The organism is Ancylobacter sp. SL191, assembly GCF_026625645.1.
GTDB lineage: Bacteria > Pseudomonadota > Alphaproteobacteria > Rhizobiales > Xanthobacteraceae > Ancylobacter.
The window spans coordinates 2,756,979-2,773,229 of sequence record NZ_CP113056.1; the positions used below are offsets into that span (position 1 = coordinate 2,756,979).

Here is a 16,251-nt window from a genome sequence, read left to right on the forward strand (position 1 = left end):
CCTTTGTGTCTGTCGACGTGCGGTGTGTCTCAATGCGTTTCCTGCCCCATCTGCTCAAGCGTTTCGTTCACAAGGGCAGCCTTATCGTCATCGAGCCGAATGGGGCGCGCGCAGTCTTCGGCACCGGCACGGACGGACCCGCCGTGGTCATGCGCCTGCATGACGAGAAGCTCGACCGCGAGCTGTTCTTCAATCCCGAGCTGGTCGCGGCCGAGGCCTATATGGACGGGCGGCTGACCTTCGAGGATGGCTCCACCGTCTATGACTTCCTCTATCTGTTCTCGATCAACCGGCGGGGCCTTGCCGCCCATCCGGTACAGCAGGCGCTGCGGCGCAGCTGGCGCGCGTTCAAGCGCTGGCACCAGTCCAATCCGCTGAAAAAGGCCGCCAGCAACGCGCAGAGCCATTACGACCACCCGCCGGATTTCTACCGGCTCTGGCTCGACAGCCAGATGATCTATTCCTGTGCCTATTTCCCGACGCCCGACGCCTCGCTGGAGGAGGCGCAGCAGGCCAAGCTCCGCCACATCGCCGCCAAGCTGAAGCTGGAGCCGGGGATGCGGGTCGCCGAGATCGGCTCGGGCTGGGGCGCGCTCGCCATCTATCTCGCCAAGCTCGGCGTGCATGTCACCGCCATCAATGTCGCGACCGAGCAGCTCGCCGAATCGAAGAAGCGCGCGGAGGCGGCCGGCGTGCTGGACCGCATCACCTTCTTCGAGCGGGACTATCGCGAGCTGGCCGGCACCTTCGACCGCGTGGTCTCGGTCGGCATGATGGAGCATGTCGGCGTCAACCATTTCGACGAGTATTTCAACACGATCAAGCGGTTGCTGGCGCCCGGCGGCTTCGCCATGATCCACGCCATCGGCCGCATGTCGCCGCCCGGCACCACGGCGCCGTTCATCCGCAAATACATCTTCCCCGGCGGCTATGTGCCCGCCATGTCGGAAGTCTTCACCTCGCTGGAGCGCGTCGGGCTATGGACCGCCGATTGCGAGTTCCTGCGGCTGCACTATTACTGGACCATCAAGCACTGGCGGCAGAACTTCGAGGCGGTGCGCCCGCAGGTCGTGGCGATGATGGGCGAGCGCTTCACCCGCATGTGGGAGTTCTATCTGGTCGCCGTGGAGCTTGGCTTCCTGCATGGCTCCAACATGGTGTTCCAGCTCCTGCTCGCCAATGAGCGCGACGCGGTGCCGGTGATCCGCGACTTCATCACCGATGACGAGCGGGCGCTGGCCTTGCGGCTGCCGGCATAAGCGACGGAATTGTCGGGAACTTCTGGCCTTCGGGCACGTTGAGCGGACTGGGTCTTTCACAGTCGAAGCTCGATCAGCATGCCCGCCTTCTTCAGTGCCCCGTCGCGGCGGGTCGTGTCGTTTATCCGGATTGCCCGCGCCACGTCGTGCGGCTTCCGGCGCGTCGAAACCTAAGGCGCATTGTGCGCGCGCCCGTCGACCTCACCAATTGCGACCGGGAGCCCATCCATGTCCCCGGCGCCATTCAATGCCATGGCTGCCTGATCGCCTGCGACATGCAGGGCGGGGTGGTGCGCCGGCACTCGACCAATGCGCCGCAGATGCTCAGCCTGCCCGACGATCTCATCGGCCGGGATCTCGCCGAGCTGGTGGGCCTTGAGGCGGCCGGGCGCATTCGCGAGGCGCTCGACCGCGCCGCCGACCCCGCGGCCCCCGCGCTTCTGTTCCGCCTCGAGATCGCCTCCGGCGGGCGGTTCGATGTGTCGGTCCATGCCGTCGCCGGCAACGTCATCATCGAGTTCGAACCGCCCTCGGCCGAGGATGGGCCGGCGCTCGACCTCGCGCGCTCGCTCTTCGCCCGCGTGCGTGGCGAGACCAATATCGACAAGCTGCTGGAGCATTCCACGCGGCTCCTGCGCACCGCGCTCGGCTATGACCGGGTGATGATCTACCGCTTCTCGCCGGATGGCTCCGGTCAGGTGGTGAGCGAGGACAAGCGCGAGGATCTGGAGAGCTTCCTCTACCAGTGGTTCCCCGCCAGCGACATTCCCCAGCAGGCGCGCCAGCTTTACGTGCGCACCATCATCCGGGTGATCGGCGATTCCAGCGGGGAGCGCTGCGGGATGGCGCCGTCCGATGAGGAGATGGACGAGCCGACCGACCTGTCCTTTGCGCATCTGCGGGCGGTCTCGCCGATCCATCTCGAATATCTGCGCAATATGGGCGTCGCCGCCTCGATGTCGATCTCCGTCGTGGTGGACGGTGCGCTCTGGGGCCTCGTCGCCTGCCACCATTACGCGCCGCGCGTGCTGCCCATGTCCGAGCGTGTGGCGGCGGAGATGTTCGGCGCCTTCTTCGCGCTGCACCTTCAGGCGCTCAAGCAGAAGCGCACGCTTGATGTCGCGACCGCTGCGCGGCGCGCGCTCGACCGCTTCCTGCGCCTCGCCTCGCAGCATGAGGATGTCGGCGAATTGCTGCGCACCCATATGGACGAATTCTCCAAGCTGATGCCCTGCGACGGCATTGGCCTTTGGCTGGGCGGGGAGTGGAGCGCGCAGGGCGCGGTGCCGCCGACCTCCGCCATACCGAACCTCATCGCCCATGTCGGCCCGCAGGCCGACGGCAAGGTCTGGGCGACGGATTCGCTTTCGCGCGACTGGAAGGAAGCGGAGGCGTTCAGCGCCACCGCCGCCGGGGTGCTGGCCCTGCCGCTGTCGCAGCTACCGCGCGACTATCTGTTCTTCTTCCGCCGCGAGATCGTCCACACGCTGGATTGGGCCGGCCGGCCGGAGAAGACCTATGAGACCGGCACGCTCGGCGACCGGCTGACGCCGCGCAAGAGCTTCGCCATCTGGAAAGAGACGGTGCGCCACCAGGCGAGCCCGTGGACCGAGGGCGACCGCGAGATCGCCGAGGCGGCACGCTCGGCGCTGGTGGAGATCGTCCTGCGCCACAGCGAGCTGATGGCCGACGAGCGCGAGAAGGCGGATATCCGCCAGCGCATGCTCAATGAGGAGCTGAACCACCGGGTCAAGAACATCCTCGCCGTCATCAAGTCGCTGGTCGAGCACTCGCTGCGGGATGGGCGCAGCACGCAGGATTATGTCGACAGTCTGCGCGGGCGCATCCAGGCGCTGGCGGTGGCGCATGACCAGGTGGTGCGCGGGGCCGGCGGTGGCTCGCTGGGCGACCTGTTGCGCGCCGAGCTGTCGCCCTATGGCGGCACGGCGACACGCGCTTCGCTGGTCGGCCCGACCGTGTGGCTCGACGCCCGCGCCTTCTCGGTGATGGCGCTTGTGCTGCACGAGCTCTCCACCAACGCGGCGAAATATGGCGCGCTGTCGCGGTCGGGCGGGCGGGTCGAGGTGGCCTGGCAGCTTGAGGATGAGGGCGGCTGCGAGGTCGTCTGGCGCGAGCTGGGCGGGCCGGCGGTCAAGCGTAGTGGCCGCTCGGGCTTCGGCACGGCGCTCATCGAGCGGACGGTGCCTTACGATCTTGGCGGGGAGAGCGAGATGCGGTTCGACGAAAAGGGGCTCACGGCGCGGTTCCTGTTGCCGGGCAAACATGTGCTAAGCGCGGGCCTCATCAATCCGGGCGCGGAGGAGGGGGCGTTGGCGGCGCTGGAGGATGCAGCGGTCAACCGGCTCGACGGCATCCATGTGCTGCTGGTCGAGGATCAGATGCTGATCGCCATGGATGTCGAGTTCATGCTGGAAGATGCCGGCATCGCCCATGTCGTCACGGCGCCCTCCGCCGCCGACGCGCTGCGCCGGCTGAAGGACTTCACGCCGGATGTCGCGGTGCTGGACGTCAATCTCGGTTCGGGCACCTCGGCGCCGGTGGCGATCGAGCTCAAGCGCCGCGGCGTGCCGTTCATCTTCGCCACCGGCTATGGCGACCGCTCGATGATCCCCGCCGACTGCGAGGATATCAGCGTGCTCGCCAAGCCCTATGAGCGCGAATCTCTGATCGCCGCGCTGTGGGAGTTGCGGCAGTAGGGAAGGGGCCGGCGCTCAGGCGGCGCGCCCATAGCTCGCGAGGAACACCCGCACGGCGCGGTCCACCACGGCTTCGATGTCCTCCACGGCCGGGGGCGGGGCGCCGGTGAACATCATCGCCTTGACGAAATTGCCGTTGCACATGTTGAGGAACAGATGGGCCACCTCGACGGCATCTTCGCCCTGCAGGTCGACACGCCCGCGCGCGGTCTCCTCGCGCAGCAGTTCCCCGAGCCGCCGGCCGCCATGGTTGGGGCCTGCGTCGAAGAAGCTGAAGCCGATGCGCGGAAACTTCTCGGCGACACCGATGACCATGCGAATGAGCCGGATATGGTCGGGTCGCACCATCATCTTCATGAAGGAGACGCCGATGTGCCGGAGCACGCCGTCGATGTCCTGCACCGCCGGATCGACCTCGAAAAGATGCTCGGCCGAGCGGTTGCGCTCGCTCAGCACCAGCGCCTCGAATAGCTCGTCCTTGCTGGAGAAGTGCGCGTAGATCGTCGCCTTGGAGACCCCGGCCGCCCTGGCGACCTCGTCCATGCTGGCGCCATCGAATCCCTTGTCGAAGAACACCCGGCGCGCGCCCTCGATCACCTCGCGGCGCTTGGGGGAATCGGTGTCGGGGCGCGCCGGGGCGTTTGGCGCGAGTACGGTGGTGTCACTCATGGTCATGCAGCCTCGCGACCAGTTAGCGGTCCGAACTCTCTTTTGGCAAGGGCATTGACTAAACGGTTTAGTTTGATATGTAAAGTTCAGATTGAACTAAACGGTTTAGTTGACCCTTGGTGAGGTAGGCCATGGCCCAGCCCGGCGCCCGTAGTCTGGAAATCGGTGAGATCGAGCCGCAGGGCGGCAACGAGCCGGTGCCCTTCGTCGCCCGCAAGGTCGCGGAAGCGCCCGCGTCCGTCGAAGCCGCGCCAAAGGCGGACGCCCCGGCAGCGCCGAAGAAGTCGCGCCGCACGCTCGTCTTCGGTGCCATCCTGCTCGCCGCGCTGATCGGCGGCGGCTATTACGGCGCGCATTGGTGGCGGGTGGGGCGGTTCCTCGTCGCCACCGACGACGCCTATGTCGGCGCCGACACCTCGGTCATCGCCGCCCGCGTCGCCGGCCATATCGTCAGCCTCGATGTCGAGACCAACCAGCCGGTGAAGAAGGGCGACGTGCTCGCCCGCATCGACGATGGCGACTTCGCCCTCGCGGTGAAGGCGGCCGAGGGCAAGATCGCCACGCAGGAAGCCACCATCGAGCGCTATGGCCAGCAGATCGAGGCGGCCAAGGCGAGCGTGGATCAGGCCAAGGCGCAGCTCGTCTCCAGCCAGGCCGACCTTAACCGCACTCAGCTTGAGCTGGACCGCCAGACCGAGCTCGCCAAGTCGCAATTCTCCAGCCGCGCCACGCTGGAGACCGCCCGCGCGGACCGCGACAAGGCGCAGGCCTCGGTGGATTCGGCGCAGGCGGCCATCGCTTCTGCCGACGCCAATGTCGATGTGCTGCATGCCGAGCAGACCGAGGCCATCCGCCTGCTCGACGAGTACCGCACCGCCCGCGACCAGGCCCAGCGCAATGTCGACTTCACCGTCGTGCGCGCGCCGTTCGACGGCGTGGTCGGCAACCGCGCCGTGCAGGTCGGCCAGCTCGTGCAGGAAGGCACCCGCCTGCTCGCCCTCGTGCCGTTGAGCCAGGTCTATGTCGACGCCAATTTCAAGGAGACGCAGCTCGGCGAGCTGCATCCCGGCCAGAAGGTCAATGTCGAGGTCGATGCCTACCCGGATGAGGAGTTCCACGGCCGCGTGCTGAGCGTCGCCCCGGCCTCCGGCTCCGTCTTCAGCCTGCTGCCGCCGGAGAACGCCACCGGCAACTTCACCAAGATCGTGCAGCGCGTGCCCGTCCGCATCGAGCTCGACGCGGAAGCCCGCGCCAAGGCCGAGCTGCGGCCCGGCATGTCGGTGACCGCCACCGTCGATACCCGCGAAGGCGCCTGAACGGGCGCCGGATAAGGATCCATCATGTCGGACGCTGTTATCACCGGCGCCGGGGAGAGCGCCGCCGCCCGCGAGCGGCGGCGCATGATCGCCTTCCTCTGCATGGTCTTCGGCATGTTCATGGCGATCCTGGACATCCAGATCGTCTCGGCCTCGCTGGCCGAGATCCAGGCGGGCCTTGCCGCCTCCTCGGACGAGATCAGCTGGGTGCAGACCAGCTACCTCATCGCCGAAGTCATCATGATCCCGCTCTCGGGCTTCCTGTCGCGGGCGCTCTCGACGCGCTGGCTGTTCGTTGCCGCGGCGACCGGCTTCACGGTGATGAGCTTCATGTGCGCGACGGCGACCTCGATCAACGAGATGATCGTCTATCGTGCGCTGCAGGGCTTCCTTGGCGGCGGCATGATCCCGACCGTCTTCGCCGCCGCCTATTCGGTGTTCCCGCGCAGCAAGCTGCCCATCGTCTCGCCGATGATCGGCCTCGTCGCCACGCTCGCCCCGACTATCGGGCCGACCATTGGCGGCTATCTCACCGACCTGTTCTCCTGGCACTGGCTATTCCTCGTCAACATCGTGCCCGGCATCTTCGTCATCATCGCCACGGCGACGCTGGTGGATTTCGACGAGCCGGACTTCAAGCTGCTCGACCGCTTCGACTGGTGGGGCCTGCTGTTCATGGCGGGCTTCCTCGGCAGCCTCGAATTCGTGCTGGAGGAGGGGCCGACCAATGACTGGTTCGAGGACAAGGCGATCTTCGTCTTCGCCATTGTCGGTGTGGTCTCGGCCGTCGCCTTCTTCGCCCGCGTGTTCATGGCGCGCGACCCGGTGGTGGATCTGCGCTCCTTCGCCAACCGCAATTTCTCGGTCGGCTCGGCCTTCAGCTTCGTCGTCGGCATCGGCCTTTACGGGCTGACCTATCTCTACCCGCTCTATCTCGCCCGGGTGCGCGGCTACTCGGCGCTGATGATCGGCGAGACCATGTTCGTCTCGGGCCTCGCCATGTTCCTGTGTGCGCCCATCGCCGGCCGGCTGATGACCAAGGTGGACCCGCGCGCCATGATCGGCGTCGGCTTCCTCGCCTTCGCCCTCGGCACCTGGCAGGTGACGGGGCTGACCAAGGACTGGGATTTCTGGGAGCTGCTGATGCCGCAGATCCTGCGCGGCGTCGGCATAATGATGGCGATGATCCCGATCAACAACATCTCGCTCGGCACGCTGCCGCCCGCGCAGCTCAAGAACGCCTCAGGCCTGTTCAACCTGATGCGCAATCTCGGCGGCGCGGTGGGGCTCGCCCTCATCAACACCGTGCTGAACGACCGCTGGGATCTGCACCTCGCCCGCCTGCACGAGAACGTGCAATGGGCGAGCGGCGTGGCGGTCGAGCGGCTGGACGCCATGACCCGCTCCTTCGCTGCTCTCGGCTCGGACGCCGACCGCGCGGCGCTGAAGACCATGGCCGGCCAGGTGCGCATCCAGGCGGAAGTGATGGCCTTCGCCGATGTCTTCCTCGTGCTGACCGCTTTGTTCGTGCTGCTGTTCTTCTTCACCCCGCTGCTCAGCCGGCCGAAGAACCCCGGCGCCGGTGGCGGCGGGCATTAGCGGCGGTCCCTGCTGGGGGCACGTCATCCCGGCCGTAGCCCGCAGGGCGCAGAGCCGGGATCGTTTCCCGCCTATCCGGCACCCGATCCCGGCTCGGCCTTGGGCCGTCCGGGATGACGGTACGTTCAGGCGTCATCCCGGCTCGGCCTTCGGCCGTTCGGGATGACGAGCATGGAGTGGGGCTGTCGCCGCCATTGCCCCCACGACCGCCGCGCTTGCCGTTTTACCCGCGCTCGGCTAAGAACCTGTCCAGAGAGCAACCCTCGCGAGAGCCGAGCCGTGACCTTTGCGTCCGTCCGTAGCTGCACCGCGAACCCGGCCGCCCTGCGGTTTTCCGGGAAGACTCTCCTTGCGTCCGGGCTCCTTCTTCTTAGCCGCCCCTGAGGGCCGGCCGGGCATCATGCCTGGGCGCTCAGGGGACGACGCCGCGACCATCCGCACTACAGCCAGATTTGCACCGGACGATGCCCCGAGCGGCACCCGGCGGCAGGACGCCCAGAAGGAAGACCCCGATGTCCGACAAGAACCGCGTCGTCATTTTCGACACCACGTTGCGCGACGGCGAGCAGTGCCCCGGCGCCTCCATGACCTTCGAGGAGAAGCTGGAAGTCGCCGAGCTGCTCGACTCCATGGGCGTCGACATCATCGAGGCCGGCTTCCCCATCGCCTCCAATGGTGATTTCGAGAGCGTTGCCGAGATCGCCCGCCGCTCGAAGAACGCGGTGATCGCCGGCCTCTCGCGCGCCGCCGCCGGCGACATCGACCGCTGCGCCGACGCGGTGCGCCACGCCCGCCGCCCGCGCATCCACACCTTCATCTCCACCTCGCCGGTGCACATGAAGTACAAGCTCCAGAAGGATCCGGAGACGGTACTGGAGATGATCGCGGCCTCCGTCGCCCGCGCGCGCGGCCATGTCGACAATGTCGAGTGGTCGGCCGAGGACGCCACCCGCACCGAGATCGACTTCCTGTGCCGCGCGGTGGAGATCGCCATCAAGGCCGGCGCCACCACCATCAACCTGCCCGACACGGTCGGCTACGCCACGCCAGGCGAGTATGAGGCGATGTTCCGCACGGTGATCGAGCGCGTGCCGAATTCCGACAAGGCGGTGTTCTCCACCCATTGCCACAACGACCTCGGCATGGCGGTCGCGAACTCGCTGGCCGGCGTCGCCGGTGGCGCGCGGCAGATCGAGTGCACGGTGAACGGCATCGGCGAGCGCGCCGGCAATGCGGCGCTGGAAGAGATCGTCATGGCGATCAATGTGCGCAACGACGTGCTGCGCTACGAGACCGGCATCGACGCCACCATGATCACCCGCGCCTCCAAGCTCGTCTCGGCGGTGACCTCCTTCCCGGTGCAGTACAACAAGGCCATCGTCGGCCGGAACGCCTTCGCCCATGAGAGCGGTATCCACCAGGACGGCATGCTGAAGAACGCCACCACCTACGAGATCATGACGCCGGAGAGCGTCGGCGTTTCCAAGACCTCGCTGGTGATGGGCAAGCATTCCGGCCGCGCCGCCTTCCGCGACAAGCTGAAGGCGCTGGGCTACGAACTGGGCGAGAACGCGCTGAACGACGCCTTCACCCGCTTCAAGGATTTGGCCGACCGCAAGAAGGTCGTCTATGACGAGGACATCGAGGCGCTGGTCGATCACGAGATCGCCGCCGCCCATGACCGGGTGAAGCTGGTCTCGCTCTCCGTCATCGCCGGCAGCCACGGCCCGCAGCGCGCCACCATGAAGATGGCGGTGGATGGCAAGGTCATCACCGAGGAATGCGAGGGCAATGGCCCGGTGGACGCAGTGTTCAACTGCATCCAGGCGATTGTCCCGCACTCCGCCAAGCTGGCGCTCTACCAGGTCCACGCCGTGACCGAGGGCACGGACGCGCAGGCGGAAGTGTCGGTGCGGCTGGAAGAGGGCGACAAGGCGGTGACCGGGCGCGGCTCGGACCCGGACACGCTGGTCGCCTCGGCGCAGGCCTATATCATCGCGCTCAACAAGCTGCAGACCAAGCGCCACAGCCTCAACGCGCAGGCCCAGCCCGCGGCGGAGTGAGGCCCATGGCCGGGCGCCCGCTCGCGCGGCGGGCGCTGCTGGTTGCGGCGGCGCGGCTCGCGGGCGGCGCCGTCGGGGCCGGGCCGGTGCTCACCGCGCTGGCCGGCTCACCACCGGCGGGCGCGGACCCGCTGGCCAACCTCGGGCCGACGGATTTGACCGGCTGGTCGGCCTCGGGGCTCGCGGCCGCTCAGGAACAGGCGGTCGGGCTCGGCACCACCGCGGTCATTGTGCTCCGGCATGGGCGCCCGGTCGCCGGCTGGGGCGAGGTGGCCCGCAAGGTTGATGTCGCCTCGGTGCGCAAGAGCCTGCTCGGCGCGCTGATCGGCATCGCGGTGGCCGAGGGCCGTCTCGCGCTGGACGCCACCCTCGCCGATCTCGGCATCGACGATGTTCCGCCCGTGCTTACCGTAGACGAGCGGCGGGCCACGCTGCGCGATTTGCTGATGGCGCGCTCCGGCATCTACCACCCCGCCGCCCATGAGACGGCGCCGATGAAGCGTGATCGCCCGGCGCGTGGCAGCCATCCGCCGGGCAGTTTCTGGTACTACAATAACTGGGATTTCAACGCCCTCGGCACTATCTGGCGCCGGGCGACGGGCGAGGACATCTTCGCGGGTTTCGAGCGCCGGATCGCCCGTCCCATCGGCATGCAGGACTTCACCGCCGCCGATGGGCGCTATGTCCGCGAGCCGGCCTCCGAGCACCCGGCCTATCCCTTCCGCCTCAGCGCCCGCGACGCCGCCCGGTTCGGCCAGCTCTATCTCGACAAGGGCAGCTGGGCCGGGCAGCCGATCGTGCCGGCCGGCTGGGTGGAGGCCTCCACCACCGCCTGGTCGCCCAGCGACCGCAGCCGGCAGGGCTATGGCTATCTCTGGTGGGTGCCGCCCACCGACGCCTTCGGGCCGGGCGCCGCCTATGCCGCCGGCTTTGGCGGGCAGATGATCGCCATCGTGCCGGCACGCGGCGTCGTGGTCGCCGTCACCACCGAATGGCGCGGGGGCGGGCGCAAGGTGCGCGGGTCGGAGCTGCTGCGGCTGCTGGCGGCCATCCTTCAGGCGGCGCCGCCATAATCCTGCCCGCCGGGGCGTGGATGGCTAGCTTATCCGACATCCCAAGGCCGCTCCGCGCCCATGACGACGCTTTCCGCTCCCGAACGGGTGCTGCCGGCCCGGGAGACCGTCCGGCCGCTGCGGGCGCGCGGAACCGATTCCCTGCCGCTTCTCGGCGCGGTGGTGCTGCATCTCATGGTGATCGGCGCGCTGCTGCTGCGCGTGGTCGAGCCGCTGATGGAGCTGCCCGAGCCGCCGGCGCTGGAGACCGAGGTGATCAGCGCCCGCGATTTCGACGCGCTGCACCCTTCCGCTCCCGCCTCGCCGCTCGCGACCAGCGCCGCCCCCGCTGAGGCGAGCCTCCCCGCGACGGTGCCCGCCGCACCTGCCGCCCGCCCGGCGCCGGCCGTGGCGCCGGACGATACGGTGCGGCCGACCCGCATGCTCTCCGGCGACGCGCTGGCAAGTCCGAAGAACCGGCGGCTGCGGCAGCAGATGGCCACCCTCGCGGATGAGGAGCGCATCGCCCAGCTCTGCGACTTCGAGGCGATGGAGCAGATCCACGCCTGGCAGCACCGCTTCCAGCCGGATCGGCTGGTGGATTACGCCCTGTCCGATCCGCATTGGGAGAACGGCGTCTTCGTCGCGGCGGGCAGCGCCTTCCGCGCGGGGGCGGACTGGTTCGAACTGTCCTATCGCTGCACGCTCGATGCCACCCGGCGCACGGTGACCGGCTTCGCCTTCCGCGTCGGCCCGTCCATCCCGCGCACCGAATGGACCGCGCTCAACCTGCCGGCGGTGCATTGATCCTTCGGGAGCGCCGCTCAGGCCTCCGGCATGTCCAGCGCGGCCCGCAGCGCCGCGAGCAGCGCGGCCTCGATGGCGGGCGCCCGCGCCAGCCCCGCCCCGTCCAGCGCGATGACCGGCCGGATCAGCCGCACCGAATTGGTGAGGAACACCGCCCGCGCGCCCGCCAGCTCGCGGGGCGCCAGCGCGCGCTCCTCCACCGCGAGACCGAGCGTGGGCGCCGCCTCGATCAGCAGCGCGCGCACGATCCCCGGCAGACAGCCCTCATTCAGTGCCGGCGTCACCAGCGCATCGCCGATAATCGCCACGACATTGCCGATGGTCGCGCAGGCGACGTTGCCGCGCGTGTTGAGGATCAGCGCGTCGTCGACGCCCGCCCGCGCCGCCTCGCGGGCGGCGAGGATGTGGTCGAGATAGCCGAGCGTCTTGAGGTTCGCGCTCAGTGAGAATTCGTTGCGCCGCCCCGTCGCGGTGATGAGCCGCGCCGGCTGGCCGATCAGCGCCGGGCTCCAGGGCGCCGTCGCCGTCACCACGGTCGGCGCGCCCATGCTCGCCGGCCACAGCCCGCGCGCCGCGATACCGCGCGTCAGCGTGGTGCGCAGGATCATCGGCGCCCCCGTCAGCGCGGCGTCGATCGCGCTCTCCACCGCCGCGCGCGCCACCTCGATGCCGATGACATCCGCCGCCGCCATGAGCCGCCCGACATGGCGCTCGCGCGCCAGCATTCGCCCGTCAAGCGCCAGCGCCGTATCGAACACGCCATCGCCCAGCGTGAAGCCGCGGTCCTCGCTTGAGAGGGCGACGCTCACCGTTCGCCGTCCCAGCGGGCCGGCCACACCTTGGCCCAGTCCGGCGTCGTCAGCGCGGCGGGGGCGAGCAAGGGCGGGTAGCGGCCGGGCGCATCCTCTGCCGCTCTCTCGACCGCCAGCGCCCGCCGCGTGACGCCCGCAAGATCGAGGAAGTTGCCGAGAATCTCGTAGCCCGGCCCGGTCAGCACGGATTCCGGGTGGAACTGCACGCCGAAGGTCGGGTGCTCCCGATGGGCGAGGCCCATGATCTCGCCATCTTCCGCCCAGGCGGTGGCGGTGAGCGGCGAGCCCGCATCGAGCTCCACCGCCAGCGAATGATAGCGCCCGGCCGGAAGGGGGGAGGGCAGGCCAGCAAACACGTCGGTGCCGCGATGGGCTACCTGCGAGGCCCGCCCATGCATCGGCTCTTTGGCCCGCACCACCCGCCCGCCAAAAGCCTGGCCGATGCATTGATGGCCGAGACAGATGCCGAGGATCGGCAGCGTGCCGGAGAGCGCGCGCACCGCCTCCAGCGACACGCCCGCCTCATTGGGCGAGCAGGGGCCGGGGGAAATCACCAGCGCCTCCGGTTTCATCCGGGCGATGGTGGCGACATCCAGCGCGTCATTGCGGGCGACCTCGACCTGTGCGCCCAGCTCGGTGAGGTAGCGCGCCACGTTGAAGACGAAGCTGTCGTAATTGTCGATCAGCAGGATCATGCGCCCACCTCCGGCCGGAAGGCGCGGAACAGCCGCTCGGCCTTGGTCAGGCTCTCGGCATGTTCGGCCGCGGGATCGGACAGGGTGGTGATGCCCCCGCCGACGCCGAAGCTCGCCACATCCTTCTCCACCGTCACGGTACGGATGGCGATGTTGAAATCCATCGCGCCGTCAAAGCCGATATAGCCGATGGAGCCGCAATAGACGCCGCGCGGGCGCCCCTCCAGCTCGCGGATGATCTCCATGGCGCGGATCTTCGGCGCGCCGGTGATCGAACCGCCGGGGAAGGAGGCGGCGGTGAGGTCGAGCCCGTCACGACCCTCCGCCAGCGTGCCGGTCACCACCGAGACGAGGTGATGCACATTGGCATAGGTCTCCAGCCCGCACAGGCGCGGCACCTTCACCGTGCCCGGCCGGCAGACGCGCGAGAGATCGTTGCGCAGCAGGTCGACGATCATCACGTTTTCGGCGCGGTCCTTCTCGCTCGCGGTCAGCTCGCGGCCGCGAAAGGCATCGAGCGTCGGCTCCACCGAGCGCGGCACCGTGCCCTTGATCGGGCGCGTCTCGACCTCACGGCCGGTAAGCTTGACGAAGCGCTCGGGCGAGGAAGAGGCGATCGTCCGCTCCGCGCCGATGATGAGCGCGGCGAAGGTGGCGGGGTTGGCGCGCCGCAACTGGTCGTAGAGCCGCAGCGGATCGAGCGCACCGCCGCCGCTTGCCAGCCGCGCCTCGAATCGCTGGGTGAAGTTCGCCTGGAAGATGTCGCCGGCGCGGATATAGGCGATGACGTCAGCCACGGCCTCCTGATAGCGCGCCGCGTCGAAATTGGAGCGCCAGTCGGTCGCCGTCACCGCCGGCCCGAGGGGGGGCAGAGGCGTCGTGAGTTGTTCGCTCACCTCCGCCAGCCGCTCGCGCGCCCGCTTCGCCCGGCGGGCGGGCTCGCTTTCCGGCCAGCCCGTGGAGATGAGGTGGGCACGGCTGGCCGCCATGTCGAAGGCCAGGACCACATCGTAAAAGCCGAGGTCGATCTCCGGGCCTTCGCCCGTCTCGGCCTGCGCGGTGGGAAAGCGGTCGAACAGGCGGCCCGCCTCATAGGCGAGATAGCCGGCCGCCCCGGCCTGAAACCCGGCCCCGCCCGGCAGGCGCGGCTGGGCATGGCGGGCCAGACGCTCACGCAGCACCGCCAGCGGGGCGCCATTCTGGCGCTCGCCATCCCAGCGCGGCACGCCTTCTTCCACGGTGAAGCGGCCGAAGGGGCGCGCCATCACATAGGACCAGCGCCCGAGCAGGGGGTGGGTCATCGCGCTGTCGAGGAAGACCAGCCCGCTGGCGCGCGCGGCATCTCCCGCCAGCCGCCGCGCGGCAAGCCACGGCTCCTGAAAGGCGATCTCGACGACGAGGGGCGGCGGTTCCTGAATCATGCGCGGGACTATGGCGGCTGCCGTAACGGCTTCCTAGGGTTCTGGGAGGCGTAGGCCGCAGGGCATCCCGTAGGTGTCCGGCGGCGGCTTCATCCTAGCCCAACATAGAAGGCTTGCGGGAAAACCGCTTCACTTACGCAGGACTAAGCCCAATGGGCCACTTGACGCAGTGGCAGTCGGGTGCTGGCTTAGCCCTCTCAAAAGAGCGGGCACAATGATGCCCGTTCAAAGCGTGGCAAGCGTTTTACAGAGTCTCGGGAGGGACGCATGATGAATTTCAAGTCGGCCGCCATCGCGGTCGCGGCCCTGGCGCTGTCGGCCATGCCGTTCGCCGGCGCCAAGGCGCAGGACTATCCCAACCGCAATGTGACGATGATCGTGCCATTCGCGGCCGGTGGCCCGACCGACACGGTGGCCCGCCTCATCGCCGAATCCATGTCGCGCTCGCTCGGCCAGCAGGTGGTCGTCGAGAATGTCGGCGGCGCCGGCGGCACGCGCGGCGCCGGCCAGGTCGCCAAGGCCACCCCCGACGGCTACACGATTCTTCTGCACCATATCGGCCAGGCGACCTCCGCCACCCTCTACCGCAAGCTGCCCTACAATGTGCTGACGGACTTCGAGGAAATCGGCCTCGTCACCGACGTGCCGATGACCATGATCGGCAAGTCCGGCCTGCCGCCGAAGGATGCGGCCGAGCTGATCGCCTATGTGAAGGACAAGAAGGACGGCGTGATCTACGGCAATGCCGGCGTCGGCTCGGCCTCGCATCTGTGCGGCATGCTGTTCATGTCCGCCATCGGCACGCCCATGACCACCGTTCCCTATCAGGGCACGGGCCCGGCCATGAACGACCTCGTCGGCGGCCAGATCGACCTGATGTGCGACCAGTCGACCAACACCACCGGCCAGATCAAGGCCGGCAAGGTGAAGGCGTATGGCGTCACCACCCCGAACCGCCTGAAGTCGCTGCCGGATATCCCGACCTTCAAGGAAGGCGCGCTGCCGGGCTTCGAGATCGCGGTGTGGCACGGCCTCTACGCGCCCAAGGGCACGCCGAAGCCGTTCATCGACAAGCTGAACGCCGCGCTCCTCGTCGCGCTGCAGGATCCCAAGGTGGTCGCCCGCTTCGCCGATCTCGGCACGGAGCCGGTCGCGCTCGAGCGCGCCACCCCGGAAGTTCACCAGAAATTCCTGGAGGCGGAAGTCGCCAAGTGGAAGCCGGTGATCGAGAAGGCCGGCGTCTTCGCCGACTGACGTGAAACGACCCGACCCGCTCGCCCGCAAAGGCCGGAACGGCCGCCGGGCGGGCGGGTCCATTTTTATCCTAGGGCCGGGCAGGGGGGTGCATGGTTCGCTTCGTCAAGAATCCGCGCGATGTCGCGACAGGGCTGCTGCTGATCGTGGTCGCCGCCTTTTTCGCCTGGCAAGGTTCCGACCTGCCGATGGGCCGTGCCATAAGAATGGGGCCCGGTTACTTCCCGATGATCCTGGCCGGTCTGCTTGCACTCTTCGGCCTGATCGTCCTCCTCACTGGCCTCACTACCCACCCGGAAGATGGCGGCTCGCTCAACCTGCGCGAGTGGCCGTGGCGGGCGCTTTTCCTGGTCACGCTGGCCGTGGTGCTGTTCGGCGTGGGCATCCGTCCGCTCGGCCTCGGCGCCTCGATGTGGCTCGCCGTCTTCATCTCCGCCCTTGCCAGCGGCCGCTTCAGCATTGTCACGGGGGTGATTTCGGCGAGCATCATGGTCGCCTTCTCCTGGGGCGTGTTCATCAAGGGGCTCGGCCTGCCGCTGCCCATGCTCGGGCCTTGGCTCGGCGGCTACTGATCGGGAGCCAGTTCC

The 16,251-nt window shown here is 68.4% G+C and carries 13 protein-coding genes; 9 read left to right on the forward strand and 4 right to left on the reverse strand.

Going from position 1 to position 16,251, the window contains the following annotated elements; all coding sequences use genetic code 11:
• The first annotated feature begins 32 nt into the window (after positions 1-32).
• Positions 33-1,259 (forward strand): SAM-dependent methyltransferase, encoded by a 1,227-nt coding sequence (locus OU996_RS12585; protein ID WP_267581963.1) that lies wholly within the window; start codon positions 33-35, stop codon positions 1,257-1,259.
• Positions 1,260-1,441: 182 nt separating this feature from the next.
• Positions 1,442-3,976 (forward strand): HWE histidine kinase domain-containing protein, encoded by a 2,535-nt coding sequence (locus tag OU996_RS12590; RefSeq protein WP_267581964.1) that lies wholly within the window; start codon positions 1,442-1,444, stop codon positions 3,974-3,976.
• Between the two features lie 15 nt (positions 3,977-3,991).
• On the opposite strand, the gene OU996_RS12595 is transcribed toward OU996_RS12590, so the two are convergent.
• Positions 3,992-4,645, reverse strand: coding sequence for a TetR/AcrR family transcriptional regulator (locus tag OU996_RS12595; RefSeq protein WP_267581965.1), 654 nt, complete (start codon positions 4,643-4,645; stop codon positions 3,992-3,994).
• A 131-nt stretch (positions 4,646-4,776) separates the two neighbouring features.
• Here OU996_RS12595 and OU996_RS12600 point away from each other — a divergent pair, with 131 nt between their 5' ends.
• The 5 genes from OU996_RS12600 to OU996_RS12620 all read left to right on the forward strand — a co-directional run bounded on the left by OU996_RS12600 (position 4,777) and on the right by OU996_RS12620 (position 11,482).
• Positions 4,777-5,961 carry an HlyD family secretion protein gene (locus OU996_RS12600; protein ID WP_267581966.1) on the forward strand — a complete coding sequence of 395 codons (1,185 nt, stop codon included), beginning with the start codon at positions 4,777-4,779 and terminating at the stop codon, positions 5,959-5,961.
• Between the two features lie 24 nt (positions 5,962-5,985).
• Positions 5,986-7,560 carry a DHA2 family efflux MFS transporter permease subunit gene (locus OU996_RS12605; RefSeq protein WP_267581967.1) on the forward strand — a complete coding sequence of 525 codons (1,575 nt, stop codon included), beginning with the start codon at positions 5,986-5,988 and terminating at the stop codon, positions 7,558-7,560.
• Positions 7,561-8,072: 512 nt separating this feature from the next.
• A complete protein-coding gene (locus tag OU996_RS12610; protein WP_267581968.1) occupies positions 8,073-9,623 on the forward strand; it encodes a 2-isopropylmalate synthase in 1,551 nt (516 codons plus the stop codon).
• 5 nt (positions 9,624-9,628) lie between these two features.
• Positions 9,629-10,696 carry a serine hydrolase domain-containing protein gene (locus OU996_RS12615; protein WP_267581969.1) on the forward strand — a complete coding sequence of 356 codons (1,068 nt, stop codon included), beginning with the start codon at positions 9,629-9,631 and terminating at the stop codon, positions 10,694-10,696.
• Between the two features lie 60 nt (positions 10,697-10,756).
• Entirely contained in the window at positions 10,757-11,482 is a 726-nt protein-coding gene (locus OU996_RS12620; protein ID WP_267581970.1) for a DUF930 domain-containing protein, read from the forward strand.
• 17 nt (positions 11,483-11,499) lie between these two features.
• On the opposite strand, the gene OU996_RS12625 is transcribed toward OU996_RS12620, so the two are convergent.
• From OU996_RS12625 to pabB, 3 genes are read right to left on the reverse strand one after another with little or no spacing between them, the layout of a single operon-like run.
• Positions 11,500-12,291, reverse strand: a complete 792-nt coding sequence (locus OU996_RS12625) for an aminotransferase class IV (RefSeq protein ID WP_267581971.1) — start codon at positions 12,289-12,291, stop codon at positions 11,500-11,502.
• Positions 12,288-12,989, reverse strand: a complete 702-nt coding sequence (locus OU996_RS12630; RefSeq protein WP_420712629.1) for an anthranilate synthase component II — start codon at positions 12,987-12,989, stop codon at positions 12,288-12,290. Before OU996_RS12630 ends, OU996_RS12625 begins: the two co-directional genes overlap by 4 nt.
• A complete protein-coding gene (gene pabB / locus OU996_RS12635; protein WP_267581972.1) occupies positions 12,986-14,410 on the reverse strand; it encodes an aminodeoxychorismate synthase component I in 1,425 nt (474 codons plus the stop codon). Before pabB ends, OU996_RS12630 begins: the two co-directional genes overlap by 4 nt.
• 267 nt (positions 14,411-14,677) lie before the next feature.
• On the opposite strand from pabB, the gene OU996_RS12640 reads away from it, so the two are divergent.
• Positions 14,678-15,664: a tripartite tricarboxylate transporter substrate binding protein BugD gene (locus OU996_RS12640; protein ID WP_267581973.1), complete on the forward strand. Its 987-nt coding sequence runs from the start codon at positions 14,678-14,680 to the stop codon at positions 15,662-15,664.
• A 92-nt stretch (positions 15,665-15,756) separates the two neighbouring features.
• A complete protein-coding gene (locus OU996_RS12645; protein WP_267581974.1) occupies positions 15,757-16,236 on the forward strand; it encodes a tripartite tricarboxylate transporter TctB family protein in 480 nt (159 codons plus the stop codon).
• Positions 16,237-16,251: the final 15 nt, after the last annotated feature.

Coding starts and splice junctions, on each gene's coding strand:
- OU996_RS12585 (WP_267581963.1), top strand. CDS start 33: ATGCGTTTCCTGCCCCATCTGCTCAAGCGTTTCGTTCACAAGGGCAGC.
- OU996_RS12645 (WP_267581974.1), top strand. CDS start 15,757: ATGGTTCGCTTCGTCAAGAATCCGCGCGATGTCGCGACAGGGCTGCTG.
- OU996_RS12630 (WP_420712629.1), bottom strand. CDS start 12,989: ATGATCCTGCTGATCGACAATTACGACAGCTTCGTCTTCAACGTGGCG.
- OU996_RS12610 (WP_267581968.1), top strand. CDS start 8,073: ATGTCCGACAAGAACCGCGTCGTCATTTTCGACACCACGTTGCGCGAC.
- OU996_RS12595 (WP_267581965.1), bottom strand. CDS start 4,645: ATGAGTGACACCACCGTACTCGCGCCAAACGCCCCGGCGCGCCCCGAC.
- OU996_RS12615 (WP_267581969.1), top strand. CDS start 9,629: ATGGCCGGGCGCCCGCTCGCGCGGCGGGCGCTGCTGGTTGCGGCGGCG.
- OU996_RS12605 (WP_267581967.1), top strand. CDS start 5,986: ATGTCGGACGCTGTTATCACCGGCGCCGGGGAGAGCGCCGCCGCCCGC.
- OU996_RS12600 (WP_267581966.1), top strand. CDS start 4,777: ATGGCCCAGCCCGGCGCCCGTAGTCTGGAAATCGGTGAGATCGAGCCG.
- OU996_RS12620 (WP_267581970.1), top strand. CDS start 10,757: ATGACGACGCTTTCCGCTCCCGAACGGGTGCTGCCGGCCCGGGAGACC.
- OU996_RS12640 (WP_267581973.1), top strand. CDS start 14,678: ATGATGAATTTCAAGTCGGCCGCCATCGCGGTCGCGGCCCTGGCGCTG.
- pabB (WP_267581972.1), bottom strand. CDS start 14,410: ATGATTCAGGAACCGCCGCCCCTCGTCGTCGAGATCGCCTTTCAGGAG.